Below are 25,632 nucleotides of genomic sequence, written 5' to 3' on the forward strand. Positions count from 1 at the left end.
CCCCCCCCCCCCCCCCCCCCCCCCCCCCCCCCCCCCCCCCCCCCCCCCCCCCCCCCCCCCCCGCCCCCCCCCCCCCCGCCCCCCCCCCCCCCCCCCCCCCCCCCCCCCCCCCCCCGCCGCGCCCCGCCCCCGCGCCCCGCCCCCCCCCCGGGCCCGGCCCCGCGGCCCCCCGCCCCCGGCGCGGCCGCCCCGCCCGCCCCCTCCCCCCTGAAGCCCCCCGGAGGCGGCGAGCGATGCGGGATCGTCCCGCGGACCCACCGCGGAGTCGGGCGCCGCCACGGGAACCGCCTCGGCGGCCGGTGCGGTGACGGCACGTTCCGGCGCGGCTTGTGTCGGCGTGGCTCCTTCCGGCGTGACGGGCTGTGACGGCGCTGCGGGCGGCACCGTCCGTGCGGTGGCCCCGCACGCGAACGCCGGGGCCATGACGGACGCGCACGCCGCCTCCAGCGGGCCGTGCAGGGCGGACGCCAGGGCGCCGAGGGAGGTGAGCGGCAGCGGGGGGTCGGCCTGTGCGTCCTCGATGGCGATCGTGTCGCCCCGTACCACCGCGAGCACGTCCACGCGCGCGCCGTCCGGCAGCGTGAGGCGGACGTCGAGCCAGGGCGGACGCGCTTCGCGGCCGGCGCCCGTCACGGTGCCGTACCCCTGGACTTCCCAGACGGGCAGGCCCTGCGCGGTGAACTCGTCACACGCCTTGGCGGTCATCAGCTTGTGTTCCGACACATTCACAACTTAATCAGGCAATCCGCCCTTATTGTCATGGCGCGCCGCACAGCGCCCGAGGCGGGCCGTCACCGGGCGGGGAATCTTTCGGCGGCACGCGGCGTAGTACGACAGGAACCGTACATACGCATGACCTTTTCGTGGTGATTGGAGCTCTCGTGAGCGCCCTCTTCGAGCCGTACACCCTGCGGTCGCTGACCATTCCCAACCGCATCTGGATGGCCCCGATGTGCCAGTACTCCGCCGAGGCGACAGGCCAGGACGCGGGCGCCCCCGGCGACTGGCACTTCGCGCACATCGCGGCGCGCGCCACGGGCGGCACGGGGCTGGTCATCACGGAGGCGACGGCCGTGAGCCCCGAGGGCCGGATCAGCCCGTACGACCTCGGCATCTGGAACGACACCCAGACCGAGGCCTTCCGCCGGATCACCCGCTTCATCTCCGAGCAGGGCGCCGTGCCCGGCATCCAGCTGGCGCACGCGGGCCGCAAGGCGAGCACCGACGCGCCCTGGAAGGGCGGCGGTCCTGTCGCCGCCGAGGACGGCGGCTGGGACGTCGTCGCGCCGAGCGCACTGCCGTTCGCGGAGGGGCACCCGGTGCCCGCCGAGCTGACCACGCAGGGCATCGCCGAGATCGTCGGGCAGTTCGCCGACGCCGCGCGCAGGGCGCTGGCCGCCGGGTTCGAGGTCGCGGAGATCCACGGCGCGCACGGCTACCTCATCCACCAGTTCCTCTCGCCGCACAGCAACCACCGCACGGACGAGTACGGCGGCTCGTTCGAGAACCGCACCAGGTTCGCGCTCGAGGTCGTCGACGCCGTGCGCGCCGTATGGCCCGACGACCTGCCGGTGTTCTTCCGCATCTCCGCAACCGACTGGCTCGAGCAGGACGGCTGGACGCCGGAGGAGACGGTCAGGCTCGCGGACGAGCTGCTCGCGCACGGGGTGGACCTGATGGACGTGTCCACCGGCGGCAACGCCGCTGGGGTGCGCATCCAGGTGCGCCCCGGCTACCAGGTGCCGTTCGCCGAGCGGATCAAGGCGGGCACGCGGATGCCCGTCGCGGCCGTCGGCCTGATCACCGAGCCCGAGCAGGCGGAGAAGATCCTCGCCAACGGCGAGGCGGACGCCGTCCTGCTGGCGCGCGAGCTGCTGCGCAACCCGTCCTGGGCGCAGCGCGCGGCCGCCGAGCTGGGCGGCTCGGCGCACGTGCCGCCGCAGTACGAGCGCGCGTTCTGACGTGACGCGCGGCGCCGCCGCCCCCACGGTGGGGGCGGCGGCGCCGCGTGTGTCCCTGACGGTGGCGGTTCAGCCGCGCATGGCGTCGCGGGCGCGGTCCATCATCGACGCGAAGGGCCCCGTCATCGCGAGCGCCGCCGGCTTGCCCGCGGCCGTGGGGTGCGGGTGGGTGGGCGCGAGGTGCTCGGCCTTCAGCAGCCGCTCGCCCATCACGTGCCTGTGCTCCTCGGTGCAGTTCTCCAGGAGCGCGGGGAACTCCTCCGCCTCCTCGTGGGACGCGTGGTCGGTGACGGCCTGCTTGAACTGCGCGATCGCACGGTCGAAGTCCGGGCCGGAGACGTCCATCTTCTCGAGGTCCTTGAGCACCTTCGTGGCGTCGGCCTCCTCCTCGTTGCGCGCCTTCGCCTCCTTCTCCCCCGCCGTCCTCTCGGCGACCGGGCGCACCACGAGCTCCTCGCCGACCTCGTGCACGGCGAGGAGCGCCCTCAGCTGGTCGAAGGCCTCCTGCTTGGCGTCCCCTTGGCCGCTTTCGACCTGCGCGAACAGCTCTTTGATCGTCGCGTGCTGGTCGAGCAGCAGCGCCACGATGTCGCACTGGGGCAGACGCGCTGCAAGGGTCCGATCGTTCGTCGAAGTCATCGCACACTCCTGTACGGTCTCGGCCGGTCGCTTCGGCCAGGGCCGACCGATGCGGTGAGCCCCGGGTGACCCCCGGCGGGCACGGGCAAACCCCGTAATGCGCCGTGGCCGGTCCCGGGCGGGCGGGCGGGGTCACGGCGCCGGGTAGGTGACCGTGCCGTCGGGGGTCACGCGCGCCGCCGCGCCCCAGCCGCCCAGTTCGTGGATGCGCGGCTCGCCCGTACCGATGATGTGGAGCACCGTCCATCCGCGCGCGGTGAGCGTGTTCGCGATCAGGAGCCGGTGGCAGCGCCACGGCACCGGCTCGGCGCACATCACGGCGACGCGGTGACCCGCCGCCAGGGAGGTCAGGCGGTCGATGCCGCGTTCGTACGCCGGGCCGAGCGTGTAGTCGGCGTAGTTCCTGAAGCTCGCGTTGCGCCACCCGGCGTTGATCGCCGGGTCCACGTCCTGCCGGCGCCGCCTGCCGCCGAGTTCCTCGCCCAGGTACGCGTAGGCGACGCCCGCACGCTCCAGCCGGCCGGGCATTTCCTGCGCCCGGAACTGCGGGCTCGCCCGCGAGCCGGGGTGGGCGCGCACGTCCACCAGCGTGTCGATGCGCTGCGCGTCGAGCAGGCCCAGGAATTCCTGCTCCGGGCGCGCCCAGTGGCCGATCGTCCAGATCTCGCGCGTCGTCCCGTCCATCGCGCCACTCCCCTCGGCAAGGCGTACGGCTCCCCCACCGAGCCAAGCGTCCCGCCTCGCGACGGGCTCCCGCCACACGGCGCCCCAGGGGCATGGACGGGACGGGGACGACGGTGTCGGCCGGGCTGCCCTGGGTACCCGGCGCGCCATGGGCATGACGTCGATGGTCGACACGGTTCTGGACCGCTCCATCGCTCTGGGCTACGGCAGCCCTGGGCTGCGCCTGCGGCGCCGGCTGCCCGGCTGGCCCGCGGACGGTGAACGCATGGACGGCAAGGTCGTCCTCGTCACCGGGGCCGCCTCCGGGATCGGGCTGGCCGCGGCCGCCGGGTTCGCCCGGCTCGGCGCCTCGGTGCGGGCGCTGGCCCGCGGCGCGGAACGCGCGGACGAGGCGTCCCGCCTGGTCATGGCGCGGCTCGGCGGAAAGGGGGAGGTCCGGCCGGTGGTGTGCGACGTCAGCGACCTGGCGTCGCTGCGTGCGTTCGGCGAGAGGTTCCGTGAGCAGGAGGAGCGTCTTGACGTACTGGTCAACAACGCCGGGGTGATGCCCGATACGCGCGAGCACAGCGCGGACGGTGTGGAACTCACCTTCGCCACCCACGTGCTGGCGCCGTGGGTCCTGACCGAGGAACTCAGGCCGTTGCTGCGCGAAGCGGCGCCGTCCGTGGTCGTCAACGTCGTGTCGGGCGGTCAGTACGGTCAGCGGCTGCCCGCCGGGGATCCGCAGTCGGCGCGCACGTCGTACAGTCCGAAGAAGATCTACGCGCGCACCAAGCGCGCCGAACTCGTCCTCACCGGCCAATGGGCCGACCGCCTGCGTGGCGACGGCGTCCACGTGCACGCCATGCACCCTGGCTGGGCCGACACGAAGGGCGTGCGGAACTGGCTGCCCGTCTTCCGTGCCCTGACCCGCCCCGTCATCAGGTCCCCGGAAGAGGGCGCCGACACCGTCGTCTGGCTCGGTTCGTCCCCCGAGGCGCTGCGCGCCGGCGGCGTGTTCTGGCACGACCGCCGCCCCCGCCCCTTCACCTATGCCGCGGGTCCCGGGCCCGACGACGCCGCCGCACGCGAGGAATTGTGGGGCTACGTCGAGGAACTGGCGCACCGCGACGGCGACGCGAACCACTGACGGCGGCGCGAGCCACTGAGGCCGCGGCGGGCGGCGGAGCCGGTCAGGGCAGGCGCCAGTCCACCGGCTGCGCGCCCTGTCCGACGAGGTGGTCGTTGGCGCGGCTGAAGGGGCGCGAGCCGAAGAAGCCTCGGTCGGCCGACATGGGCGAGGGGTGGGCGGACTCGACCGCGGGCAGGTCGCCCAGCAGTGGGCGCAGGTTGCGGGCGTCCCTGCCCCACAGGATCGACACGAGCGGCTTGCCGCGCGCCACGAGCGCGCGGATGGCCTGGTCGGTCACTTCCTCCCAGCCCTTGCCGCGATGTGCGGCGGGCTTGCGGGGCGCCGTGGTCAGGGCCCTGTTGAGCAGCAGCACACCCTGGCGGCTCCAAGGCGTCAGGTCTCCGTTGGAGGGCCGGGGCAGGCCGAGGTCGGCGTGCAGCTCGCGGAAGATGTTCTCCAGGCTCCCCGGCAGTCTGGAGACCTCGGGCGCGACGGCGAAGCTGAGCCCGATGGGCATCCCCGGGGTCGGGTAGGGATCCTGACCGACGATCAGGACCCGTACATCGTCGAAGGGTTGCTGAAACGCGCGGAGCACGTTCGGTCCCGCGGGGAGGTATGTGCGGCCTGCCGCGATCTCGGCCCGCAGGAAGTCCCCCATCGCCGCGACGCGTCCCGACACGGGGCTCAGGGCCTCGGCCCAGCCGGGCTCCACCAGTTCGCTCAACGGTTGTGCTGTCACGGGCCGTCACCCTACCGGCTCATCGGTGCCGCCCCTCCAGCCCCTCCCGGCCGTCCGCGGTCATCGTGGCGGAGGCGGCGATAGGCTTCGCGCCGTCGTGGTTCCGACCCCCGTCGTCACTCTGGAGACCGCCCATGAGGTCGCGCAGTTGTTCGCCCGTGAGCAGGTGGCTGCCGTGAGCTGGGTGCTGGGCGTCGACTCCGGGGGCTCCGGCCTCAGGATCGCCCTGGGCGCGGCGGACGGTCACGGCGCGGTACGCAGGGCCGGGCCCGTCACCATCGCGGAACCGGTGCCGACCGGGCCCGCGGGCATCGACGCCGGACGCTTGCTCGACGCGGTGGTGCCCGCCGCGCGCGCACTGCTGGCGGACGCGGCAGCCGACGGCCGGACGGACCATGGGCTCGCGGCGGTCGCGGTGGGCGCGGCCGGCATGGCCACACTCGGCGGCGACCTGCGCGCACGGCTGCCCGGCGGCCTGCGGGACGCGCTCGGAGTGCGCGTGGTCGCGCTGGCGGCGGACGCGGTCACCGGCTACGCGGGTGCGCTCGGAGCGCGCCCGGGCGCCGTCGTCGCGGCAGGCACGGGCATGATCGCGCTCGGCACGGACCTCGTGCGGTGGCGCAGGGCCGACGGCTGGGGCCACCTGCTCGGGGACTGCGGCGGCGGCGCCTGGATCGGACGTGCGGGCCTCGATGCGGCGATGCGCGCGTACGACGGGCGGCGCGGCGGTTCCGCCGCGCTGCTTGCGAGGGCCGAGGAGGCGCTCGGGCCCGCGCCGGAACTGCCGGGTCTGCTGTATCCGCGCACCGACAGGGCCGCCGTGCTCGCCTCGTTCGCCCCGGAGGTGGCCGCCTGCGCGGGCCGCGACCCCGTCGCGGCGGGGATCCTCTCCGCGGCGGCCGAGCACATCGCGGACGCGGCGGCGGCGGTCGCCCCGGCGTCCGGCGAGTGCCGTATCGCGCTGACCGGCGGTCTGTTCAGGATGGGCGAGCCGTTGCTCGGGCCGGTGCGCGCGGAGTTGGCGGCACGCGTCCCAGGCGGGCACGTGGTGGAGCCCGAGGGCGACCCGCTCGCCGGCGCGCTCACCGTCGCCGCCGGGCTGGCCGCCGGCGAACTGCTCCTGCCGCTGGACGCGCGGTTGCTGACGGTCGCCGGGCCCTGACGGCCGGAAGGCGGGACGGGGACGCGGGCCTGCCGCGTGCACGCATACCGCGAGGCGCATAACCAGAAAGCCACGTAAGCGGCAAATACGGACGGCTCGCCCCCGTACCGCCCCTACCCGAACAGCCCGACCGGTAAAACCAGTACCATTCGGCGCCATGAGCACCCCCACTGGGCCCGCACCCGGCCTGCCCGTACGAATGCCGCGCCCCCGCCAGTCGGGGCGCCACCGACGACCGGAACCCGTGGCCGCTCCCCAGGGCGCGCCCACGCTGGTCCTCGCCGTGCCCGGCGCGCCGTCGACGGCGGCGCGCGCCCTCGCGGACGAACTCGCCAGCATGACGCGCTCCGAGCTGCCCGGCCTTGAGGCCACGGCGGCCTTCCTGGAGGGCGACGACGCCGAGGACGGCGCGTACCCGACCGTCGGCGGTGTGGTGGCGCGGGCCGCCGCACTGCGCCACGAGCGGTACGAACTGGCCAGGGCGGCAGGGCGGGACGTCCCCGAGCCGGAGGGCCCGGCCGCCGTGGTGGTGCCGCTGCTGGCGGGGCCCGACGAGTCGCTGGTCGGCCGGATACGGGAGGCCGTCGCGGGAAGCGGCGCCACGGCCGAGGTCACCGACGTGCTCGGACCGCACCCCCTGCTCGCGGAGGCGCTGCACGTGCGCCTGTCGGAGGCGGGTCTCTCGCGGGCCGACCGCGCCCGGCTGTTCACCGTCGCGACGGCGGCCGACGGCATCATCCTGGCCTCGGTGGGTGGCCAGGAGGCGGTGCAGACGGCCGGCATTACCGGCATGCTGCTCGCCGCGCGCCTCGCGGTTCCCGTGATGGCGGCGGCGCTTGACGAGGAGGGCGCGGTGTCGGCGGTGGCGCAGCAGCTGCGCGACGCGGGCGCCGCCCAACTGGCGCTCGCCCCTTACCTCGTCGGCCCCGAGCTGCCCGAGGGGCTGCTCGACGCGGCGGTCAAGGAGGCGGACTGCGCGGCGGCGGAGCCGCTCGGCGCCTACCCGGCGATCGGCAAGCTCGCGCTCGCGCGGTACGTCGCGGTGACGGGCATCGTTCCGCAGACCCAGGAGTCGCCCGCGTCCTGAGGCGCGGGCCCCGGGGGCCAAGGGGCGGCGGCCCGGGATGCGGGCGGGGCGTCCGCGTCCCGCCCCGGCGCGGTCAGCCGAAGACGACGCAGACCGGGGCCGGCAGCTCCAGCGAGCCGGCCTTGACCGGGATGCCCGTGGCGGGGTCGATGTCGAACCAGGTCACGTCCCCGGAGCGCTCGTTCGCCACGTACAGGCGGCTCCCGGCCGGGTCGAGGGCGAGGTCGCGCGGCCAGTGGCCCCCGCACGGCACGGTCGTGACCAGTTCGGCCTTCTCGGCCGACGGGTCGAGGGTGAGGACGGAGATCGAGTCGTGGCCGCGGTTGGCCACCCACACGAAGTGGCCCTCGCGGTCCACGACGATCGCGGAGGCGGCGCTCTCCGCGGCGGCGATCTCCTCGGCGGGCAGCAGCAGCGCCTCCCCCAGCGCCTCCAGCGTGCCCGCGTCGGCGTCCCAGCGGCACACGGTCAGGGACGGGTGCAGTTCGTGCGCGACGTACGCGTGGCGGCCGTCGGGGTGGAAGGCGAGGTGGCGGGGTCCGCGGCCGCGCGTGAGCACCGTCTCGGAGTGCGGCGCGAGTTCGCCGGTCGCGGCGTCGAGGCGGCCGACGCGTACCGAGTCGGTGCCGAGGTCGACGGAGAGCACCCAGCGGCCGCTCGGATCGGGCAGCACCTGGTGCGCGTGGGGGCCCTCCTGCCGGCCTGCGACCGGGCCGCTGCCCTCGTGGGCGTACACGCCGCACGCCTCACCCAGGGAGCCGTCCGCGGCCACCGGCAGCACGGTGACGCTGCCTGACCCGTAGTTGGCCGTGAGCAGGTGGCCGGCCACCAGCGACAGGTGTGCGGGCGCGGCCGCGTGCAGCTGCCTCGGCTCCCCCAGCCGGGCGAGGGTCCCGTCCGCCGCGACGCGGAAGGCCGCGGCGTGACCGTCGTCCGTCTCGGAGACGGCGTACAGCAGGGAGGCGTCGCCGTTCAGGGTGACGAACGACGGCTCGGGCACGGCGTCGAGCGCGGAGAGCACGGTCAGCGCTCCGGTGTTCGCGGCCACGTCCGCGACGACGATGCCGCGGCCCCCCTCGCCCGTGTACGACCCGATGAAGGCACGCCCGCCGCGTTGCTCGCTCACGCTCTGCTCCCCTTGTGTCCTGTCGTTTCCCGCTGTCCCGTTGCTTCCCGGCGGCGTGACGGCCGCCGATGATCCGGTTTCGGCGACGGTAGCAGGCCGCCCGCCTCCGAACCGCCTGGTGGCAGCGGCGGGCACGCGTGACGCACGGCCTTGGCATGCTGGACGCATGACTCCCGCGCACACCGCAGCCGTCCTGTTCGACCTGGACGGCACCCTGGTCGACACCGAACCGCTGTACTTCGAGGCGACCCGCATGCTGCTCGCGCGGCACGGCGTCGCGGGCTTCACCTGGGAGGAGCACGCGGTCTTCATCGGGGTGGGCACGCGCGAGACGCTGGAGGTGCTGTCCGCCCGCTTCGGCCTGGACGCACCCGTGGACGCGCTGCTCGCCGAGGAGAACGCCCTCTACCTGGATCTGCTGCGGACGTCGACCGAGGTGTTTCCCGAGATGCGCGCGCTCGTGAAGTCGCTCGGCGCGGCGGGCATCCCGATGGCCGTCGCCTCGGGCTCGTCGCGTGCGGCGATCGACGCGGCGCTCGCACACGGCGGCCTCGCCGGGCTGTTCGCCGCCTCGGCGTCGGCCGAGGAGGTCGCGGCGGGCAAGCCGGAGCCGGACGTCTTCCTGGAGGCCGCGCGCAGGCTGGGGGCCGCGCCGCGCGAGTGCGTGGTCGTGGAGGACTCGGCTCCCGGCGTGGCGGCGGCGCACGCGGCGGGCATGCGGTGCGTCGCGGTCCCTTCCGTACCGGCCGCGCCCGGCGCCCGGCAGGACGCGGCGTTCGAGGCGGCCGAGCTGCTGTTCCCTGGCGGGCAGACGGAGTTCACGGCGGCGGCCGCGTACGCGTGGCTGATGGGCTGAGGGCGGGTAGCCGAGGGCGGGTGGTCGCTCCACACAGTGGCCACCACGCTGGACGCTCGTTACTGCTTCGTTGTTAGCCTTGTGCGTCAGAAATGAACAGACGACAGGGGTGGCCGCGTGAGCGACGTCGAGTACATGGCGCAGGAGATCTCCAGCCAGCCGGAGTGCTGGCGGCAGGCGGCGCGGCTGGCCGCGGACCCCTCCTGCCCGCTGCCGGCCCGTGGCCTGCGCGTCGCCGTCGTCGGGTGCGGCACGTCATGGTTCATGGCGCAGGCGTACGCCGCGCTGCGCGATGCGGCCGGTCTCGGCGAGACGGACGCGTTCACCGCGTCGGAGGCGCCGGTCTCCGGGCGCGGGTACGACGTGCTCGTCGCGATCAGCCGCTCGGGCACCACGACGGAGGTGCTGCGCCTGCTGGCCGGGGTGCGCGGCCGTATCAGGACGGTGGCGCTGATCGGGGACACGGCGTCGCCGATGGCGCAGGCTGCGGACGCCGTGGTGGCGCTGCCGTTCGCGGACGAACGCTCGGTCGTGCAGACGCGGTTCGCGACGACGACGCTCACGCTGCTGCGCGCGCATGCGGGCGGTGACGTGTCGGCGGCCGTGCGGGACGCGGAGGAGGCGCTGCGCGCACCGGTCGAGGACGAGTGGGTGCGCGCCGAGCAGTTCGCGTTCCTCGGCAGCGGCTGGACGTACGGACTGGCCAACGAGGCCGCGCTGAAGATGCGGGAGGCGTCCCAGAGCTGGACGGAGTCGTACCCGGCCATGGAGTACCGGCACGGCCCGGTGGCGATCGCCGCACCCGGCCGGATCACCTGGATGCTCGGCGATGCGCCGGAGGGCCTGGCCGGCGAAGTGGCCCGCACGGGCGCCCGGTTCGTGGCGCACGACCGCGACCCGCTCGCCGACCTCGTGCTCGTCCAGCGGGTGGCGCTCGAGCGCGCGAGGGCACGTGGTCTCGACCCGGACGGACCGCGTAATCTGACGCGGTCCGTCATCCTCGCGGAGGGCTGACGCACCGCGCCCCGGCCACCGCGGGCGGTCCGGTCACCCGACGGGGCCGGCCGGCCGGGCACCACCCCAGGGAGGCACCTGATGATGCGGCACGAGCGGCTCAACGCGCTGCTCGACCTCCTCGCGGAGCGTGGTCAGGTCCAGGTGGACGAGGCCGTGGAGGCGCTGTCGGTGTCCCCTGCGACCGTGCGGCGGGACATGGACGCGCTGGCCGAGCAGCGGCTGCTCACGCGCACCAGGGGCGGCGCGGTGCTCAGCTCCGTGGCGTACGACCTGCCGGTGCGCTACCGGGCTGAGCACCGCCCGCGCCAGAAGAGGGACATCGCGCGTGCGGCGGGCCGGCTGGTGAGCCGAGGCAGCGTGATCGGCCTGTCCGGCGGGACGACGACCACGGAGATCGCGCGCGCCCTGGCCGGCCGGGCCGACCTGGGCGAGCCGGGCCCCCGGCCGAACCTCACGGTGGTGACCAACGCGCTGAACATCGCCTACGAGCTGTCGGTGCGGCCCACCATCAAGATCGTCCTGACCGGCGGCGTGGCCCACAGCCGCACGTTCGAACTCGTCGGCCCCTACAGCGATCTGGTACTCGGCCAGATCACCATGGACGTCGCCTTCGTCGGGGTCAACGGGGTGGACCCCGAGGTGGGCGCGACCGTCCACGACGAGGCGGAGGCCCGCGTCAACCGCCTGATGGCGCAGCGCGCGGGCCGGGCGGTGCTGGTCGCCGACTCCACCAAGATCGGCAACCGCGCGTTCGCCACGATCGGGGGCCCGGAGGTCTTCGACAGCTTCATCACGGACGGCGATGCGCCGGAGGCCGCCCGTCGCGCCTTCGAGGAGGCGGGCTGGAGCCTTCTCACGCCGCAGCCGGCGCCGGGCGAGGGCGAGAGCGAGAGCGAGGAAGACTGAGCCGGTCGACCCACCCCCGGGGAGGGATGGTGCGCCGCCTCAGCGGCCGGGGTCGGGCTGCGCGTCGAGGAAGGTGCGCAGCAGGTCGGCGTCCGCCGCGGACAGGCCGTCGGCGAAGCGCGCCAGCACGGCGGCCCGGTCGTGGCGTTCCTCGAGGACGGTGCGCATGCGGCGGGCCGCGAAGCCCGGCTCGTCGGTGACCGGCACGTACGCGTAGGCGCGTCCGCGCGGGGTGCGGGTCAGCAGCTGCTTGGCGTACAGGCGGGTGAGGATGGTGACCACCGTGCTGTACGTGAGCTCGCCGTCCAGGCGGTCCGCGACGTCTCCCGCGGTGAGCGGGGCGCCCGCACGCAGCAGTACGTCGAGCACCTCGGCCTCCCGCTCGCCGTTGGCCCGCTTGCGGCCCCTTCGGTGTGCGCCCGCGTCCATGGGTTTGTCGTTTCCTCGCCTTGTCTTCTACATTGGTGTAGAACTTCTACGGCGGTGTAGAAGCCACCGTGAGCCTCGAGTCTGCCATACGCCCCTCTCCCTCCTCCCAGGACAGGTCCGTGAGTGCACGTGTTCGCCGCGCCGGCGCCGAGACGTCCGGCACGCCCGTCCCCCCGCCCGGGGACAAGGCGTGCGGTGTGTGCGCCGCGCTCGTCAGGCAGCGTGCCCAGGCGCGTGAGAACGGTGACGAGGCGGGAGCGCGCGAGTGCGAGGAAGAGCTCGCCAACCACCACCACCTCGCATGAGCGGGCGCCCGGCCCCCGCGTGGGGAACCGGGCGCCCGCCCATGGGCGTTGACCGCCAGGCGCGCGTGAACGCGCGTCGTCTCAGCCCTTGTTGGCTCCGAGAGTCAGCCCGGAGATGAACTGCTTCTGCAGGGCGAAGAACACCACGAGCGTGGGCACGGCCACGATCAGCGCGGCGGCCGAGATCAGGTTGTTGTTGGTGAAGAACTGGCCCTGCAGGTTGTTGAGGGCCGCGGTGATGGGGCGGTTGTCGCCGGTCTGCATCAGCACCGTCGCCCAGAAGAAGTCGTTGTAGATCCAGGTGAACTCGAGGGTGGCGAGCGCCGCGAGCACCGGACGGCACAACGGCATGACGAGCTGCCAGTACTGGCGCCACGCGGACGCGCCGTCCACCAGCGCCGCCTCGCCCAGCTCCTTGGGGATGGTGCGCATGTAGTTGGACAGGACGAAGGCGCAGAAGCCGGTCTGGAAGGCGACGTTGATCAGGATCAGCCCGATGAAGGAGTCGTCGAGCTTGCCGGACGCGGCCAGCCAGTCCGGCAGCGGTATCAGCTGGTACATCTTGAACAGCGGCGTGATGATGGCCTGCTGCGGCAGCAGGTTGCCCGCCGTGAACAGCAGCAGCAGCGCGATGTTGATCTTGAAGTTGAACCGGGCGACCACGAAGGCGACCATGCTGGCCAGGAAGAGCGTGATCACCAGCGCCGGCACCGTGATGATGACGGAGTTCCAGAAGTAGTGGGGCAGCCGCGCCTGGTCCCAGGCGGCCGTGAAGTTCCCGAATCCGTAGTGCCCGCCCACGGAGACGTATCCGTCGCGCTGGGTGTCGGCGTACGGCCGCAGTGCGGTGTACAGGGCGTACAGCAGCGGCAGCAGCCAGACGATACATGTGCCGACGAGGAACACGTGCAGGGCGGCTCGTTTGGTCCGCGGGGTGCGCTGGGGGCCGGGGGCAGGCGCTGCGGCGCGGTCCCCGGTGCGCTCGGTCGTCAGCGTGGTCATCCGCGCTCGTCCTCTCGGAACATGCTGATCAGGTACGGCACGATGAAGGCCAGCGAGATCACGAGGAGGATCGTGGCGAGCGCCGAGCCGAAGCCGATCCTGCTCGCCTCGCCGACGATGTTGTCGGTCACCAGGACGGACAAGAGCTCGAGCCCGTTGGTGCCCTTGTTGATGACGTAGACGATGTCGAAGGCGCGCAGCGACTCGATGATCGTGATCACCAGGACCACGACGTTGATCGGGCGCAGCGCGGGCCAGACCACGTGCCGGAAGGTCTGCTTGCCGTTGGCACCGTCGAGGGCGGCCGCCTCCTTGAGCGAGGGGTCGACGCTCTTGAGTCCCGCGAGGTAGAGCACCATCACGTAGCCGGCCTGCCGCCAGCAGGCCATGATCATGACGGCCCAGATGTTCAGGTGCGGGTTGCCCATCCAGTCGATGACGTGGTGGTCGGCGTGCCCGGTGAGGTTGTTGATGAGCCCCTGGGTGGGCGAGAAGATCAGCTCCGTCATGAAGCCGATCAGGGCCATGGACAGCACCACGGGCAGGAAGAGGACGGACTGGTAGATCCGGGAGAAGCGGATCTGCTTGTCCAGCTGCGTCGCGAGGAACAGGCCGAACGGCGCGGGCACGAGGAAGAACACCGCGAGCCATATGAGGTTGTGCTGGATGGCCGGGTCGAAGGGCGGGTAGATCGTGAAGATGTTCTTGTAGTTCTCCGTGCCGACCCACTGGATCGTGGAGAAGTCGCCGAACCCCGACCAGCTGGAGAACGAAAGGACGATCGAGGCCAGCGCGGGAACCCACACGAAGGCCACGGTGATCAGGGTGGGGATGCCGGCCATCAGGCCGAGGATCACCCGGTCGCGCACGGTGAGTTGTCGCAGCTTGCGCCGTTTGGTCTTGGGGGGCGTGGTCCGCGGCGCCGCGGCGCCTTCCACAGCAGTCATGTGTTCCTCGTCGTTTCACACCGGAGTGTGTTTTCGAACCGCCGTGATGCCCGCGGCGCACGCGGCATCGCGGGCACCACGGCGGCCCGGCGGGTCAGTTGCCGCTGGCCCAGATGGTCTTGGCCTGCTTGTCGACGTTCGACAGGATCGAGGAGATCTCGCCCGGGCTCCTCAGGAACTTCTGGATGGCCGGGATCATGACCGGGTCCGCGAAGTCGGGGCGGGTGTCGCGGTCCATGAACTGCGACAGGCTCTTGGCGCCGGTGATCAGCTTGACCGCGTCGTTCTGCGGCTGCGTGTACTTCGACGTGTCGACGCCCTTGGCGGTCGCGACGTCCGCCGGGTTGCTGCCGAGCCACAGCTGCTGCGCCTTGGCCGTGCCGAGGTAGGAGAGCAGCTTGTCGGCGCCGTCCTTGTTCTTCGGCGACTTCGAGACCATCATGCCGTCGATCGGCGCCTCGACGGCGGACTGGCCGTACTTCGGGTCGACCTCGGGGAAGGCGAACAGGCCGAGGTCGTCGGCCTTGTCACCGGTGAAGATGGTGCCGATCTGGTCGAGGCCGAGGACCATCATGCCGGCCTTCTGGTTGAGCAGCTGCTGGGCGCCCTCCTGCCAGGTGAGGCCCGCGAATCCCGGCGAGTAGTACGGGATCAGCTGCTTCCACTGGTCGAAGACGGCCTTGACCTGGGGCGTGTTCCACTTCTCGCCCTTGCGCATCAGCTCGATGTGGAAGTCGTAGCCGTTCATGCGCATGTTCAGGTAGTCGAACGTGCCGAGCGACGGCCAGCCGTCCTTGTTGGTGAAGGCGATGGGGATGAGCTTGTCGCTCTTCATCTTCTTCGCCAGCTTGATGTACTCGTCCCACGTGGTGGGGACGGTGTACCCGTGCTTCTTCCACAGGCTCTTGCTGTAGAAGACGGCCCACGGGTAGTAGTCGAACGGCACGAGGTAGTAGTGCCCGTCCGGCGCCTTGCTCTGCGCCTTCATGGCGTCGGTGTAGTTGGCGCCGATCTTCTTCCAGACGTCGTCGACGTTGCTGGCGAGCCCCTGGCCGGCGAAGAACTGCATGCGCTCACCGGCGAACCAGTTGAACACGTCGTCCGGGTTGCCCTGGAGGTAGCTCGAGATGTTCTGCTGGAAGGTGTTGTGGTCGACCCAGTTGGGCTTGACGGTGATGCCGGTGGACGTCTTGGCCGCGGCGAAGACCTTCTGGTACGCGCCCTTGGGCTGCGGCACCGCCGCGTTGGAGCCGAAGGTGACCGTCTTGCCGCCGCCACCGCCCGAACTTCCGCCGCTGCCACCGCACGCGCTGAGCAGCGGACCGGCCGCGACGACCCCGGCGCCCAGGGCGGCGCCACGAAGCACGGAACGGCGGGACATTGACGGCATGTCAGGTATGGGTATACCGGGTCCCGAGCGTCGACCGTCAGTCGAGAAAAGCTTCATGACCCCTCCTTGCGGGGCGCGAATAGAACACAAACGAACGTGACCCCACAGATGTCACCAATACCCAGGTCCACTGTCAAGACATGAAACGGTTGCGATACCAAGTTGCGTCCGTTTTCCCCCGGGACGTAGCGCCCCCGATCCGCCCATCACGGCCGTCGGGCGCATACTGGACACGTGTTGGGAAACGTTGATTCCTGAGCGGAAGCGTGAAGTCCTCCGGCCTCGGGGCACACGGAAGCGGCGGGTGGCCAGGCCACCCGCCGCTCACCATACCGGGCAGTAGAGCCCCGGGACCCCCGGCCCCTGCCGTCCCGCCCGCCTCAGTGGGTCGCGAGTCCGCGGCTGATGACGAGCCGCTGGATCTGGTTCGTGCCTTCGAAGATTTGCATGATCTTGGCCTCGCGCATGTATCTCTCGACGGGGTAGTCACGCGTGTAGCCGTAGCCGCCGAAGACCTGCACGGCGTCCGTGGTCACCTTCATGGCCGCGTCCGTCGCCGTGAGCTTGGCGATGGACGCGTGCCTGCTGTAGTCGCGGCCCGCGTCGCGCCTGCGCGCCGCGTCCAGGTACGTGGCGCGCGCGGAGCCGACGGCGGCGGCCATGTCCGCGAGCAGGAAGCCGAGCCCCTGGTGGTCGATGATGCGGCGGCCGAAGGTGGTGCGCTCGTTGGCGTAGGCGACGGCCGCGTCCAGCGCGGCCTGGGCGAGGCCGGTGGCGCAGGCGGCGATGCCGAGGCGGCCCGAGTCGAGGGCGCTGAAGGCGATTTCGAGCCCTTGGCCCTCCGTGCCGATCAGCCGGTCGGCGTCGAGCAGGGCGCCGTCCCAGTAGGCGGCGGTGGTCGGCACGGCGTGCAGGCCCATCTTCTCCTCGGGGAGGCCGAAGGAGAGGCCGTCCGCCGCGCCGGGGGCGAAGAAGCAGGAGACGCCGTGGCCGCCGGGCGCGGTCCGCGCGAACAGGGCGTAGAAGTCGGCCTTCCCGCCGTGGGTGATCCACGCCTTCGAGCCGGTGACGCGGTAGCCCTCGGGGGTGGGCTCGGCCTTGCAGGCGATGGCGGAGGCGTCGGAGCCCGCCTGCGGCTCGGAGAGGCTGTAGCCGCCGACGAGGGCGCCCGACAGCACGTCCTCGGCCCACCGTTCGCGCTGCGCGTCACTGCCGAAGGTGATGAGCGGGAAGGCCGCGAGGGTGTGCACGCTGGTGGCGACGGCCACCGAGGCCCAGCGCGCGGCCAGTTCCTCCAGGACCTGGAGGTAGACCTCGTAGGGCTGTCCGCCGCCGCCGAGGTCCTCCGCGTACGGCAGGCCGAGCAGCCCGGCCTCGCCCAGCACCCCGAACAGCCCCTCGGGGTAGGTCTCCTTGCGCTCGTGCGTGTCGACGATGGGCGCCATTTCGCGGTCGGCGAGTTGGCGGGTCAGTGCGATCAGGTCCTGAGCTTCTTCGCTGGGGAGCAGACGGTCGACGGGCACGACGGCTTCCTTCTGACGGGTACCGGGGCGGGTACGGGCGGACGGCTGCGGGTGGGAGGGACACGGCCCGCCACTGGGCCGGGCCCCCGCTCGCCACGCTACTCGCCGATCAGAGCGCGGCGACCGGGCACAGGCAAGCATCTGCAGCCTAATACCCAGGAAGTCGCAAAGATTTTTAGGGACAGGGCGCTTCTCCTGTATAAGTTTGCTTCCGGCGAGAGAGTGCGGAGGGCGCCCCGTGGCGGAGATGGACGAGACGGACCACAGCTTGCTGCGCATGCTGCGGGAGGACGGCCGGCGCACCTTCTCGGAGATGGCCGCGGAGGTCGGGCTCTCCGTGGCCGCGGTCAAGCGCCGGGTGGACCGGATGCGGGAGTCGGGCGTCATCACCGGCTTCACGGCCCAGGTGGACCACGCGAAACTCGGCTGGGGCATCGAGGCGTTCGTGGAGCTGCGGTACGCCGGCACGACACCCGTGCGGGAGATCGTGGCGAGCGCGTACACCGTGCAGGAGGTGCAGGCGGTGTTCACGATCGCGGGCGACCCCGACGCCCTCGTGCAGGTGCGGGTGCGCGACCTGGACCATCTCCAGCAGGTGATCGACGGGCTGCGCCGCTCGGGCCAGATCACCGGCACGAAGACGTTGATGGTGCTCGGATCCTGGTCACGCGCCTGAGCCCCGCAGGCCCGCCCGGCGAGGGGCGGGGGCCGCGGGGCCCGGGCGCGCGTCGCGCACGTGGCGCGCGTCGCGGGGCGCCGTCAGACCGTGGCCTCTTCCGCGACCTCGACGACGCGCGCCCCGGGCTCGGACCCGGACTCGGACCCGGACTCGGGCTCGGGCTCGGAGGAGGAGACCTTGGTGGCGCCGCCACCGAAGCCGCGCAGCGGCAGCTGCTTGACGAGGAGGGCGACGGCCACCCCGCAGGCCGCGACGATCGCGGCGACCGCGAACACCTCGACGACGCCGTGGGTGACGGCCGAGGCGAACAGGTGCTGGGCGGCGGCAGGCAGCTTCTGCAGCGCCTGCGGGGTCATCGACTGGGCCGAGCCGCCCGCGTCACCGCCCGCGGCGCCGAGCTTCGAGGTGAGCGCGCTCGCGTAGACGGAGCCGAGCACCGAGACGCCGATCGAGCCGCCCATGTTGCGCAGGAACGTCGATGCGCCGGTGGCCGCCCCGACGTCCCGCAGCGGGGCGCTGCTCTGCGCGAGGAGCGTCGTGGTCTGCATGAGACAGCCGAGGCCGACGCCGAGCGGCACCATGAACAGACCGGATACCAGCGGCGAGGTCGAGGTGTCCATGGTGGCGAACAGGCCGAGGCCGACCGCCATGAGCGCGGCGCCGGCCACGAGGAACGTCTTGTAGCGGCCGGTGCGGCTGATGACCGTACCGCCGGCGATGGACACCACCATGGCGGCGATCATCATCGGCATCAGCAGCAGGCCGCTGTTGGTCGCCGAGGCGCCCTGAACGAACTGCTGGAACTGCGGGAGGAAGGTGACGGCGCCGAACATCGCGAAGCCGGACAGGAACGCCAGCGCGCCGGCCAGCGAGAAGTTCCGGCTGCGGAAGACGCTCAGCGGCATGATCGGGGAGGCGGCGCGGCGCTCGACGAGCACGAAGGCGGCGAACGCGGCGACCGTCAGGACGGCGAGGCCGATGATGGGCGCGGAGAGCCAGGCGTACTGGCCGCCGCCCCAGCTGGTGAGCAGGACGAGTGCGGTGATCCAGGTGGTCAGCAGCGCGGCGCCCCACCAGTCGACGCGCCCGCCGGCGACGCCCTTGGGCAGGGTGCGCAGCGTGAACCAGGCGACGGCCAGCGCGATCACGCCGAGCGGCAGGTTGACGTAGAAGGCCCAGCGCCAGCTGAGGTTGTCGGTGATGAACCCGCCGACGAGCGGTCCGCCGATCATGGCGACCGGCATCGCGGCCATCATCACGCCCTGGTACTTGCTGCGGTCGCGTGGCGGCACGATCTCGGCGACGCCGGAGAGCACGCCCACCATCAGGCCGCCGGCGCCGAGCCCCTGCAGGGCGCGGAAGCCGACCAGTTCGCCGAAGTTCTGCGCCATGCCGCAGAGCGCCGAGCCGACGAGGAAGAGGGCGATGGACGCGAGGAACGTCCGCCTGCGGCCGTACAGGTCGCCGAGCTTGCCCCAGATCGGCGTGGCCGCGGTGGACGCGAGGATGTATCCGGTCGTCACCCAGGACAGGTGCTCGAGGCCGCCGAGATCGCCCACGATCGTCGGCAGGGCGGGGGCGACGATCGTGTTGTCGAGCATCGCGAGCAGCATGGCGATCAGCAGGGCGACCATCGCCGCCATGATCTGCCGCGGCGAGAGCCGCGCGGGCGACAGGGAGCCGTCCGTTGCTTCTGCGGTCATGGGGAACCGTCCGTTTCTCCCGTTGGGCGGGGCGTACGGGCACCCGCGCTACTTACCGGTCGGCAAGTAACTTACTAGCCGCCCGGCAAGTTCGCAAGCCCGGCCCCGTGGTTCCCGGGGGACGGCCCGGGATCTCAGCTCGTCAGCAGGCGTCCTATGACGGCGTCCCAGTCCACGCGGCACGACTCGGTACCCGGCGGCACCGCGCCGGTCGTGGTGTCGAGCCAGCGGACGAGGTCCGCGCGGTCCGCGTGCAGCAGGGCGTAGCCATCGGGCGGCCCGAGGCGCAGTGCGAGGACACCGGCGCGGCCGGGCCCGGTCTCGGGCCAGACCCTGACTTCCCCGATGCCGCAGCGCACGCGGGTGCCGCGCATCAGCAGCTCGCGGGAGAGGTGCCACACCGTGGGCCGCCCGGGCGTCCACAGGGTGAGTTTCACGGCGAACGGCGACTGCGCCCGGTAGGCGAACCTCGCGCCGACCCGCACGGCGGGCCGCGGGTCACGGAGCTGGCAGAGGGTCGTGTCGAGCACGAGGGGAGGAGCGTCGGCGGGGCCGGCGGGGGGAGGGAAGAGCTGTTCTGACATGGTGGCGGGCTCCCTTGCTGCCGGATCGGTCGTGCCGGGTGTGCCGTGCCGGCGGGGTACCGCTCGCTCCGGCGGGCCGCACGGCGCATACGCGCCGCACGTCGTCCGGTTGTCCACACGGGCGTGTTCGACACCTGAGACGCGTCACACGCGTCACACCGGCGCCCGCGGCAGCGACCGTCGTCGCCGGCGGGAAGCACGCCTTTCCCGGCCGGGCATGAGGCGGTGAATCCTGTGCCCTGGGGCCGGGTGTCAAGGTCATCGGGTGCGGCGTGTGCTACTCCGACCTCGACCTGCTCCACGGCGGGTACTCGTTCGCGCGTTTCCCCGTGGTGCCCGGCCACGAGATGGCCGGCGTGGCCGAAGCGGTCGGCACGGGCGTCACGGAGCCGGCCGTCGGGACGGCGGGTACGCCGAGTACGTGATCGTCGACGCGGCCCTGCGACGCCGCTTTCCGCCGGGCTCGACCCGGTGGCGGCGGCGCCGCTGATGTGCGCGGGGCTCACGACGTACCACGGCCTGCGGCAGGCGGGCGCGGGCCCGAACTCCCGTATCGCGGTGATCGGTACGGGCGGCATGGGCGCCCTCGGCATCCGGTACGCGGTGGCCCTGGGCGCGCGCGTCGCCGTGGTGGGGCGCTCGCGTCGTGGTGAGACACCGCCAGGTCCATCGGCGCGGGATGGTTCATCGCCTCGGCGGACGGCGAGGCGCTCGTCACCTGGGACGGCGGCGCGGACGTCGTCCTGCCGGTCAACACCGGGGACGGCAGGACCTGAGCGGCGCCGCCGGTGCGCCGGTCCTCAGTCCCCGCACAGCTCCGCGAAGCGGCGCGCGTCGACGTTGCCGCCGGAGAGGATCACGCCGATCCGCTTGGCGCCGCCGTCGACGCGCCCCGCCAGCAGGGCGGCGAGGCCGGTGGCGCCGCTGGGCTCGATCACGGTCTTCAGCCGCTCGAAGGCCAGCCGCATCGCCGCCCGGATCTCGTCGTCGGAGACGAGCACGATGCCGTCCACCAGGCGCTGGTTGACGGAGAACGTCAACTCGCCCGGAATGTGGGCGGCCTGGCCGTCCGCGATGGTCCTCGGGACGGGCACGGACACCCGGTGGCCCGCCTCGAGCGAGCGCTTCGTGTCGTCCCCCGCCTCGGGTTCGACGCCGATCACGCGGGTGGAGCCGCCGAGGCCCTTGACCGCGGTCGCGGTGCCGGCGAGCAGGCCCCCGCCGCCGCACGGCACGACGAGCGCGTCGAGCCCGCCGGTCTCCTCCATCAGTTCAAGGGCCGCCGTGCCCTGCCCGGCGATGACGTGCGGGTGCTCGTACGGCGGGATGAGGGTGAGCCCGCGCTCGGCCGCCATCGCCTCGCCGAGCGCGACACGGTCGCCGTTGTAGCGGTCGTACGTGACGATCTCGGCGCCGTACCCGGCCGTCGCCTCCCGCTTGGAGCGCGGGGTGTCCTCGGGCATGAGGATGACGGCGGTGGAGCCGAGTTCCCTGGCCGCGAGCGCGACGGCCTGCGCGTGGTTGCCGGACGAGTAGGCGGCGATGCCCGCGGACAGTTGGCCGGCTGAGAGCCGGGACGCGGCGTTGTAGGCGCCGCGGAACTTGAACGCACCCACCCGCTGGAGGTTCTCGCACTTCAGGTACACCTCCGCGCCGACCAGCGCGTCGAGGGTCCTGGACCGCAGGACGGGGGTGCGGTGGGCGACCCCTTCGATCCGGGCGGCGGCGTCACGGACGTCGGCCAGGGTGACCGGCGGCGTGTTCGTCATGCTGGGCCTCCAGGGCGGCGGGACGGCCCGAGAGGACCGTACGGAAAACCGAACAGTCCGAACGTATCCCATGGCCGTATCGCGCTCGATGCCCACGTCTCGTGCCGGTGCAGCTGAAACGAACTTGTTCGTTCCGAACGTGTTCGTTAGGCTGGATACGCAAGCGGGAAGCGCCCGCGCCACACGGATCAGGAGATTCCCATGACCACTCACCACGCCATCGCCATCGTCGGAGGCGGCCTCGGCGGCCTCACCCTCGCGCGGGTCCTGCACACCCGCGGCATCGAGGCCGCGCTCTACGAGTCGGAGGCCTCCTCCGGCGTTCGCGGGCAGGGCGGCATGCTCGACATCCACCACGACTCCGGCCAGGTCGCCCTGCGGGCCGCCGGCCTCTACGACGAGTTCCGCGCGCTCGTGCACCCCGGAGGGGAGTCCATGCGCGTCCTCGACAAGCACGGGAAGGTACGCCTTGAGCAGGAGGACGACGGTCAGGGCGGGCGCCCCGAGGTCGACCGTGGCCACCTGCGCGACCTGCTGCTCGGCTCCCTGCCCGAGGGGACGATCCGCTGGGGCGCGAAGGCCACGGGCGCGCGCAGGCTCGCCACAGGTGCTTACGAGGTGACCCTCGCCGACGGCTCCGCCTTCACCGCGGACCTGCTGATCGGCGCGGACGGCGCCTGGTCACGGGTCCGCCCGCTGGTCTCGGACGACGTGCCGGCCTACACGGGCGTCTCGTTCATCGAGTTCGACCTGCGGGACGCCGACGCCCGGCACCCGGACGCCGCGGCCGTGGTCGGCGGCGGCATGCTCTTCGCGCTCGGTGAGGGCAGCGGCCTGCTCGCGCACCGCGAGACGGACGGCAGCCTGCACGTGTACGCGGCGCTCAAGGCACCGCAGGAGTGGGCCGCCGACGTCGAATTCGGCGACCGGCGCGCCGCGAAGGACGCGCTGCTCGCGCGGTTCGCCGGCTGGGACGAGCGGCTGCGCGCGCTGATCGTGGAGGCCGACGGCGCGCTGGTGCCGCGCCCCATCCACGCGCTGCCGGTCGCGCACCGCTGGCCGCGCGTCCCGGGCGTCACGCTGCTCGGTGACGCGGCCCACCTGATGTCGCCGTTCGCCGGGGAGGGGGCCAACCTGGCGATGCTGGACGGAGCGCGCCTCGCGCAGTGCCTGGCGGCCCGCCCCGGCGACACCGAGGGAGCCCTCGCCGCGTACGAGGAGGAGATGTTTCCGCGCAGCGAGGAGTCGGCGAAGGGGTCGGCGGACAACCTCGAAGTGTGCTTCCGCCACGACGCACCCCAGGGCCTGCTCGACCAGTTCGCCCTGTACGCGCGGCAGGAGGACTGACCCCTCGCCCGGAGCGTTCATATGAAACGACACCTATGATCAACTGCCCTTTCACGCTCCCAGGTTACTTTGCGTTACTCCAGGTGACCGGTGGGCATTCTTGTGTCCAAGCCGGTGATGTCCGGCGTCCGGCGACTTCGGAGACAAAGGGAGAGAAAACATGGTTCTTCCGGCAGACGACTGGAGCCCTCACGACGGGCCGGTCGCGGACTCCTCGGTGCCGCGGTGGATCGCCGACGTCTTCGAGGGTGACCAGAACTGACGATGCGTCCGCCTCCGGCGGCCCCGGTTCGTACGGCGAGGTGGCGCGGGCCGCCGGGTGACGGGCGTCGCCCCGCGCCCGCAGCGCCCCTCGTCGGCTCCCCCTTTTCCCCGATCGAGAGGTCAAGGCCACCCCCCATGTCGCCCTCACCACGCCCCGCCGACGCGTTCCGTCCTCCCGACGCCTACCGGCAGCTCCTCGTGGACAAGATCCACGGCCAGCAGGTCCCCGACCCCTACCGCTGGCTGGAGGACGGCGACAGCTCAAGGACCCGCACCTGGTCGGCGCGGCAGGACGCGCTGTTCGCCGCGCACCGCGCGACCTGGCGCGACCGGGAGGACTGGAACCGTGCGCTGGCGGACGCGGCCGCGCCGCTGCGCATGTCGGCGCCGGTCAGCCGCCGTACCAGGTCCTTCACCGAACGCCTGCTGCCGGGCCAGGGGATGGCCAGGCTCTACGCGTCGGAGCCCGACGCCTGGGACCAGCACCGGGACTACGTGGTCGCCGACCCGACCGCCGATCTCGGTGGCCGCACCCGTCTCGCGCTGTGGCGCCCGTCGTGGGAGGGCGACCGGGTTGCCTGCCAGTTCGCCGCGGACGGCGGCCCCACGACCGTCCTCCTGGTGTACGCGGCCGACGGCAGCGGCCCGCTGGGGGAACCCGTTCCGGGGCTGCGCCACTCCCCCGTCGCGTGGCTGCCCGGCGCCGCGGCGTTCTACTACGTGTCGGGCTGCCCGTCCGCCGGCGAGCCGCTGTGCGTGAGGCTGCACCGCATCGGCAGGCCTCCGGCGGAGGACGAGGAGGTCTTCGGCGACCCGGTCGGCGGCGCCACCCACTTCGGGCTGACCATCGATCCCGAAGGCACGCGCCTCGTGGTCTCCGTCGTCACGGGCGCCGCGTCGGGCAACGACCTGTGGCTGGCCCCCGATCCCGCCGCCGGCCCGGCGGCGCTCGCATGGCACAAGATCGTGGACGGCGCGCGCGACAGCGCCCTGGCCTCGGTGCGCCTGCATCCGGACGGGACGGCCAGGATGCACACGGACCATCTCGCACCGCACGGGCGCATCCTCGCCACGAGCGGGCCGCTCGACCCGCGGCGCGGCCCGGCCGAATGGCGTGAGCTCGTCGGGGAGGACCCGAGGTCGGTGCTCGGCGACAGCGCGATGCTGCACCACTCCTCGCTCGCCGCCCCCGTTCTGCTGGTGCTGCGCACCAGGGCCGCGGTGAGCCGGCTGACCGTGCACAACGCCACGGACGGGCAGGAGATGGCGGAGGTACCGCTGCCCGGCACGGGCACGGTCACCGCCCTGCGCGCGGACCCCGCCGGCGGGCCGCGTGCCTGGTTCACCTACTCCGACTTCGGCACCCCTCCCCGCGTGTACTGCTACGACGCGACCACCGGCACGGTCTTCCCGTGGCAGGAGTGGCCGGACACGCCGACACCCCCGCTGCCCGTCCCGCCGGCGCATCTGTCGTCGCCCGCGCCTCGCACGGGACTGACGACACGTCAGTTCACGTACTGGACCAGTGACAGCGTGCCGGTCACACTGTTCCTCCTCAGCAGGGGGGACGCGGACGACGGCCCGCGCCCCCTGATGATCACGGGCTACGGCGGATTCGGCGTCCTGATGAGACCGAGCTACCGGCCGATGGCCTACGCGTGGGCCACGGCGGGCGGTGTGTTCGCGGTGGCGTGCGTCAGGGGCGGTGGCGAGGGCGGCCGCGCGTGGCACGAGGCGGGCACCGGCGCGCTCGGCAGGATGCGCGCCGCCGACGACCTCAACGAGGCAGCGGAGTGGCTGATCAGGGAGGGCTGGACCGACCGCAGCAGGCTCGCCGCGTTCGGCGGCTCGAACGGCGGGCTCCTCGTCGCGGCCGCCGTCACCCGCAGGCCCGACCTGTACTCGGCCGCGGCCGTCAACGGGCCGCTGACGGACATGATCCGCTACGACCGCTTCGGCCTGGGCGCCACCTGGACGCAGGAGTACGGCGCCGCCGCAGGGCCGCGCCAGACGGCCGCCCTGCTCGAACTCTCCCCCTACCACCAGGTCGTTCCCGGCACCCGGTACCCGGCCACACTGCTGTGCGGGGCGGCGGGGGACGCCCACACGGGCGCCGAGCACGTGCGCAAGATGTGCGCGGCGCTCCAGCACGCGACCACAGGACCCGCGATCCTGATGCGGCGCGACCACCTCGCGGTGCACGGCGCCGCGTCGTCCGCCCTGGAGGCCGACGTGCTGACCTTCCTCGCCCACTACACCGGCCTCGCGCCCCAGCTGTCCGTGCCGGAGCAGCGGACCCACTCGGGGCGCGGCAAGCACCGTGCGGCTCCCGGGCCTTCGACCGCCGTCCGGCTGTGGCGCTCGACCACCACGCATCTGCCGTACCCGCACGAGTGATGCGG

At 72.9% G+C, this 25,632-nt stretch carries 25 protein-coding genes; 12 read left to right on the forward strand and 13 right to left on the reverse strand.

Going from position 1 to position 25,632, the window contains the following annotated elements:
• A partial coding sequence (locus JFN87_RS34560) for a DUF6214 family protein (RefSeq protein ID WP_372449252.1) occupies nt 1–705 on the reverse strand: 705 nt, incomplete at its 3' end.
• Between the two features lie 176 nt (nt 706–881).
• On the opposite strand from JFN87_RS34560, the gene JFN87_RS18385 reads away from it, so the two are divergent.
• The gene (locus JFN87_RS18385; protein WP_209341294.1) at nt 882–1,961 is read left to right on the forward strand and encodes an NADH:flavin oxidoreductase/NADH oxidase; all 1,080 of its coding nucleotides are present in this window, start codon (nt 882–884) and stop codon (nt 1,959–1,961) included.
• Between the two features lie 69 nt (nt 1,962–2,030).
• Here the strand turns inward: JFN87_RS18385 and JFN87_RS18390 are convergent, their stop codons facing one another.
• A complete protein-coding gene (locus JFN87_RS18390; protein ID WP_209341296.1) occupies nt 2,031–2,600 on the reverse strand; it encodes a hemerythrin domain-containing protein in 570 nt (189 codons plus the stop codon).
• 132 nt (nt 2,601–2,732) lie between these two features.
• Nucleotides 2,733–3,284, reverse strand: a complete 552-nt coding sequence (locus tag JFN87_RS18395) for a DUF488 domain-containing protein (RefSeq protein ID WP_209341298.1) — start codon at nt 3,282–3,284, stop codon at nt 2,733–2,735.
• 148 nt (nt 3,285–3,432) lie between these two features.
• Here JFN87_RS18395 and JFN87_RS18400 point away from each other — a divergent pair, with 148 nt between their 5' ends.
• Entirely contained in the window at nt 3,433–4,413 is a 981-nt protein-coding gene (locus JFN87_RS18400; protein WP_209341300.1) for an SDR family NAD(P)-dependent oxidoreductase, read from the forward strand.
• A 43-nt stretch (nt 4,414–4,456) separates the two neighbouring features.
• On the opposite strand, the gene JFN87_RS18405 is transcribed toward JFN87_RS18400, so the two are convergent.
• Complete coding sequence (locus JFN87_RS18405; protein ID WP_209341302.1) at nt 4,457–5,134, reverse strand: uracil-DNA glycosylase; 678 nt, start codon at nt 5,132–5,134, stop codon at nt 4,457–4,459.
• Between the two features lie 166 nt (nt 5,135–5,300).
• Between JFN87_RS18405 and JFN87_RS18410 the strand changes: the two genes are divergently transcribed.
• Together JFN87_RS18410 and JFN87_RS18415 are read left to right on the forward strand one after the other, a co-directional pair.
• Nucleotides 5,301–6,296, forward strand: a complete 996-nt coding sequence (locus JFN87_RS18410) for a BadF/BadG/BcrA/BcrD ATPase family protein (RefSeq protein ID WP_209341342.1) — start codon at nt 5,301–5,303, stop codon at nt 6,294–6,296.
• Nucleotides 6,297–6,453: 157 nt separating this feature from the next.
• The gene (locus tag JFN87_RS18415; RefSeq protein ID WP_209341304.1) at nt 6,454–7,383 is read left to right on the forward strand and encodes a sirohydrochlorin chelatase; all 930 of its coding nucleotides are present in this window, start codon (nt 6,454–6,456) and stop codon (nt 7,381–7,383) included.
• 73 nt (nt 7,384–7,456) lie between these two features.
• Here the strand turns inward: JFN87_RS18415 and JFN87_RS18420 are convergent, their stop codons facing one another.
• Complete coding sequence (locus JFN87_RS18420; RefSeq protein ID WP_307865504.1) at nt 7,457–8,509, reverse strand: lactonase family protein; 1,053 nt, start codon at nt 8,507–8,509, stop codon at nt 7,457–7,459.
• A 166-nt stretch (nt 8,510–8,675) separates the two neighbouring features.
• Between JFN87_RS18420 and JFN87_RS18425 the strand changes: the two genes are divergently transcribed.
• The 3 genes from JFN87_RS18425 (at nt 8,676) to JFN87_RS18435 (ending at nt 11,288) form a co-directional block, all read left to right on the forward strand.
• Nucleotides 8,676–9,365 (forward strand): HAD family hydrolase, encoded by a 690-nt coding sequence (locus JFN87_RS18425; protein WP_209341307.1) that lies wholly within the window; start codon nt 8,676–8,678, stop codon nt 9,363–9,365.
• A 135-nt stretch (nt 9,366–9,500) separates the two neighbouring features.
• On the forward strand, nt 9,501–10,379 hold the full coding sequence (locus JFN87_RS18430) for an SIS domain-containing protein (RefSeq protein WP_209341343.1): 879 nt from the start codon (nt 9,501–9,503) through the stop codon (nt 10,377–10,379).
• 81 nt (nt 10,380–10,460) lie between these two features.
• Nucleotides 10,461–11,288, forward strand: coding sequence for a DeoR/GlpR family DNA-binding transcription regulator (locus JFN87_RS18435; protein WP_209341309.1), 828 nt, complete (start codon nt 10,461–10,463; stop codon nt 11,286–11,288).
• Nucleotides 11,289–11,327: 39 nt separating this feature from the next.
• Here the strand turns inward: JFN87_RS18435 and JFN87_RS18440 are convergent, their stop codons facing one another.
• Complete coding sequence (locus JFN87_RS18440; protein WP_209341311.1) at nt 11,328–11,717, reverse strand: BlaI/MecI/CopY family transcriptional regulator; 390 nt, start codon at nt 11,715–11,717, stop codon at nt 11,328–11,330.
• A 119-nt stretch (nt 11,718–11,836) separates the two neighbouring features.
• Between JFN87_RS18440 and JFN87_RS18445 the strand changes: the two genes are divergently transcribed.
• On the forward strand, nt 11,837–12,022 hold the full coding sequence (locus tag JFN87_RS18445) for a hypothetical protein (protein WP_209341313.1): 186 nt from the start codon (nt 11,837–11,839) through the stop codon (nt 12,020–12,022).
• A gap of 81 nt (nt 12,023–12,103) precedes the next feature.
• Here JFN87_RS18445 and JFN87_RS18450 read toward each other — a convergent pair whose 3' ends face one another.
• The 4 genes from JFN87_RS18450 to JFN87_RS18465 all read right to left on the reverse strand — a co-directional run bounded on the left by JFN87_RS18450 (nt 12,104) and on the right by JFN87_RS18465 (nt 16,884).
• The gene (locus tag JFN87_RS18450) at nt 12,104–13,024 is read right to left on the reverse strand and encodes a carbohydrate ABC transporter permease (protein ID WP_209341315.1); all 921 of its coding nucleotides are present in this window, start codon (nt 13,022–13,024) and stop codon (nt 12,104–12,106) included.
• Nucleotides 13,021–13,971: a carbohydrate ABC transporter permease gene (locus JFN87_RS18455; protein WP_209341317.1), complete on the reverse strand. Its 951-nt coding sequence runs from the start codon at nt 13,969–13,971 to the stop codon at nt 13,021–13,023. Before JFN87_RS18455 ends, JFN87_RS18450 begins: the two co-directional genes overlap by 4 nt.
• Before the next feature lie 94 nt (nt 13,972–14,065).
• Nucleotides 14,066–15,361 carry an ABC transporter substrate-binding protein gene (locus tag JFN87_RS18460; protein ID WP_209341322.1) on the reverse strand — a complete coding sequence of 432 codons (1,296 nt, stop codon included), beginning with the start codon at nt 15,359–15,361 and terminating at the stop codon, nt 14,066–14,068.
• Nucleotides 15,362–15,741: 380 nt separating this feature from the next.
• Nucleotides 15,742–16,884 carry an acyl-CoA dehydrogenase family protein gene (locus JFN87_RS18465; protein WP_209341324.1) on the reverse strand — a complete coding sequence of 381 codons (1,143 nt, stop codon included), beginning with the start codon at nt 16,882–16,884 and terminating at the stop codon, nt 15,742–15,744.
• Nucleotides 16,885–17,131: 247 nt separating this feature from the next.
• Here JFN87_RS18465 and JFN87_RS18470 point away from each other — a divergent pair, with 247 nt between their 5' ends.
• Complete coding sequence (locus JFN87_RS18470) at nt 17,132–17,560, forward strand: Lrp/AsnC family transcriptional regulator (RefSeq protein ID WP_245180269.1); 429 nt, start codon at nt 17,132–17,134, stop codon at nt 17,558–17,560.
• 83 nt (nt 17,561–17,643) lie between these two features.
• On the opposite strand, the gene JFN87_RS18475 is transcribed toward JFN87_RS18470, so the two are convergent.
• Both JFN87_RS18475 and JFN87_RS18480 read right to left on the reverse strand, forming a co-directional pair.
• Entirely contained in the window at nt 17,644–19,266 is a 1,623-nt protein-coding gene (locus JFN87_RS18475) for an MDR family MFS transporter (protein WP_245180253.1), read from the reverse strand.
• A 134-nt stretch (nt 19,267–19,400) separates the two neighbouring features.
• Complete coding sequence (locus tag JFN87_RS18480; RefSeq protein WP_209341328.1) at nt 19,401–19,850, reverse strand: SsgA family sporulation/cell division regulator; 450 nt, start codon at nt 19,848–19,850, stop codon at nt 19,401–19,403.
• Nucleotides 19,851–20,110: 260 nt separating this feature from the next.
• Between JFN87_RS18480 and JFN87_RS33715 the strand changes: the two genes are divergently transcribed.
• Nucleotides 20,111–20,275, forward strand: a complete 165-nt coding sequence (locus JFN87_RS33715; RefSeq protein WP_307865507.1) for an alcohol dehydrogenase catalytic domain-containing protein — start codon at nt 20,111–20,113, stop codon at nt 20,273–20,275.
• A 375-nt stretch (nt 20,276–20,650) separates the two neighbouring features.
• Here the strand turns inward: JFN87_RS33715 and JFN87_RS18490 are convergent, their stop codons facing one another.
• Nucleotides 20,651–21,619 carry a pyridoxal-phosphate dependent enzyme gene (locus JFN87_RS18490; protein WP_209341330.1) on the reverse strand — a complete coding sequence of 323 codons (969 nt, stop codon included), beginning with the start codon at nt 21,617–21,619 and terminating at the stop codon, nt 20,651–20,653.
• Nucleotides 21,620–21,820: 201 nt separating this feature from the next.
• On the opposite strand from JFN87_RS18490, the gene JFN87_RS18495 reads away from it, so the two are divergent.
• Complete coding sequence (locus JFN87_RS18495) at nt 21,821–22,966, forward strand: FAD-dependent oxidoreductase (RefSeq protein ID WP_209341332.1); 1,146 nt, start codon at nt 21,821–21,823, stop codon at nt 22,964–22,966.
• A gap of 399 nt (nt 22,967–23,365) precedes the next feature.
• Nucleotides 23,366–25,627 carry a prolyl oligopeptidase family serine peptidase gene (locus tag JFN87_RS18500; protein ID WP_209341334.1) on the forward strand — a complete coding sequence of 754 codons (2,262 nt, stop codon included), beginning with the start codon at nt 23,366–23,368 and terminating at the stop codon, nt 25,625–25,627.
• Nucleotides 25,628–25,632 lie beyond the last annotated feature (5 nt).

The sequence above is a fragment of the Streptomyces montanisoli genome, assembly GCF_017813245.1.
Classification (GTDB): Bacteria; Actinomycetota; Actinomycetes; order Streptomycetales; family Streptomycetaceae; genus Streptomyces; species Streptomyces montanisoli.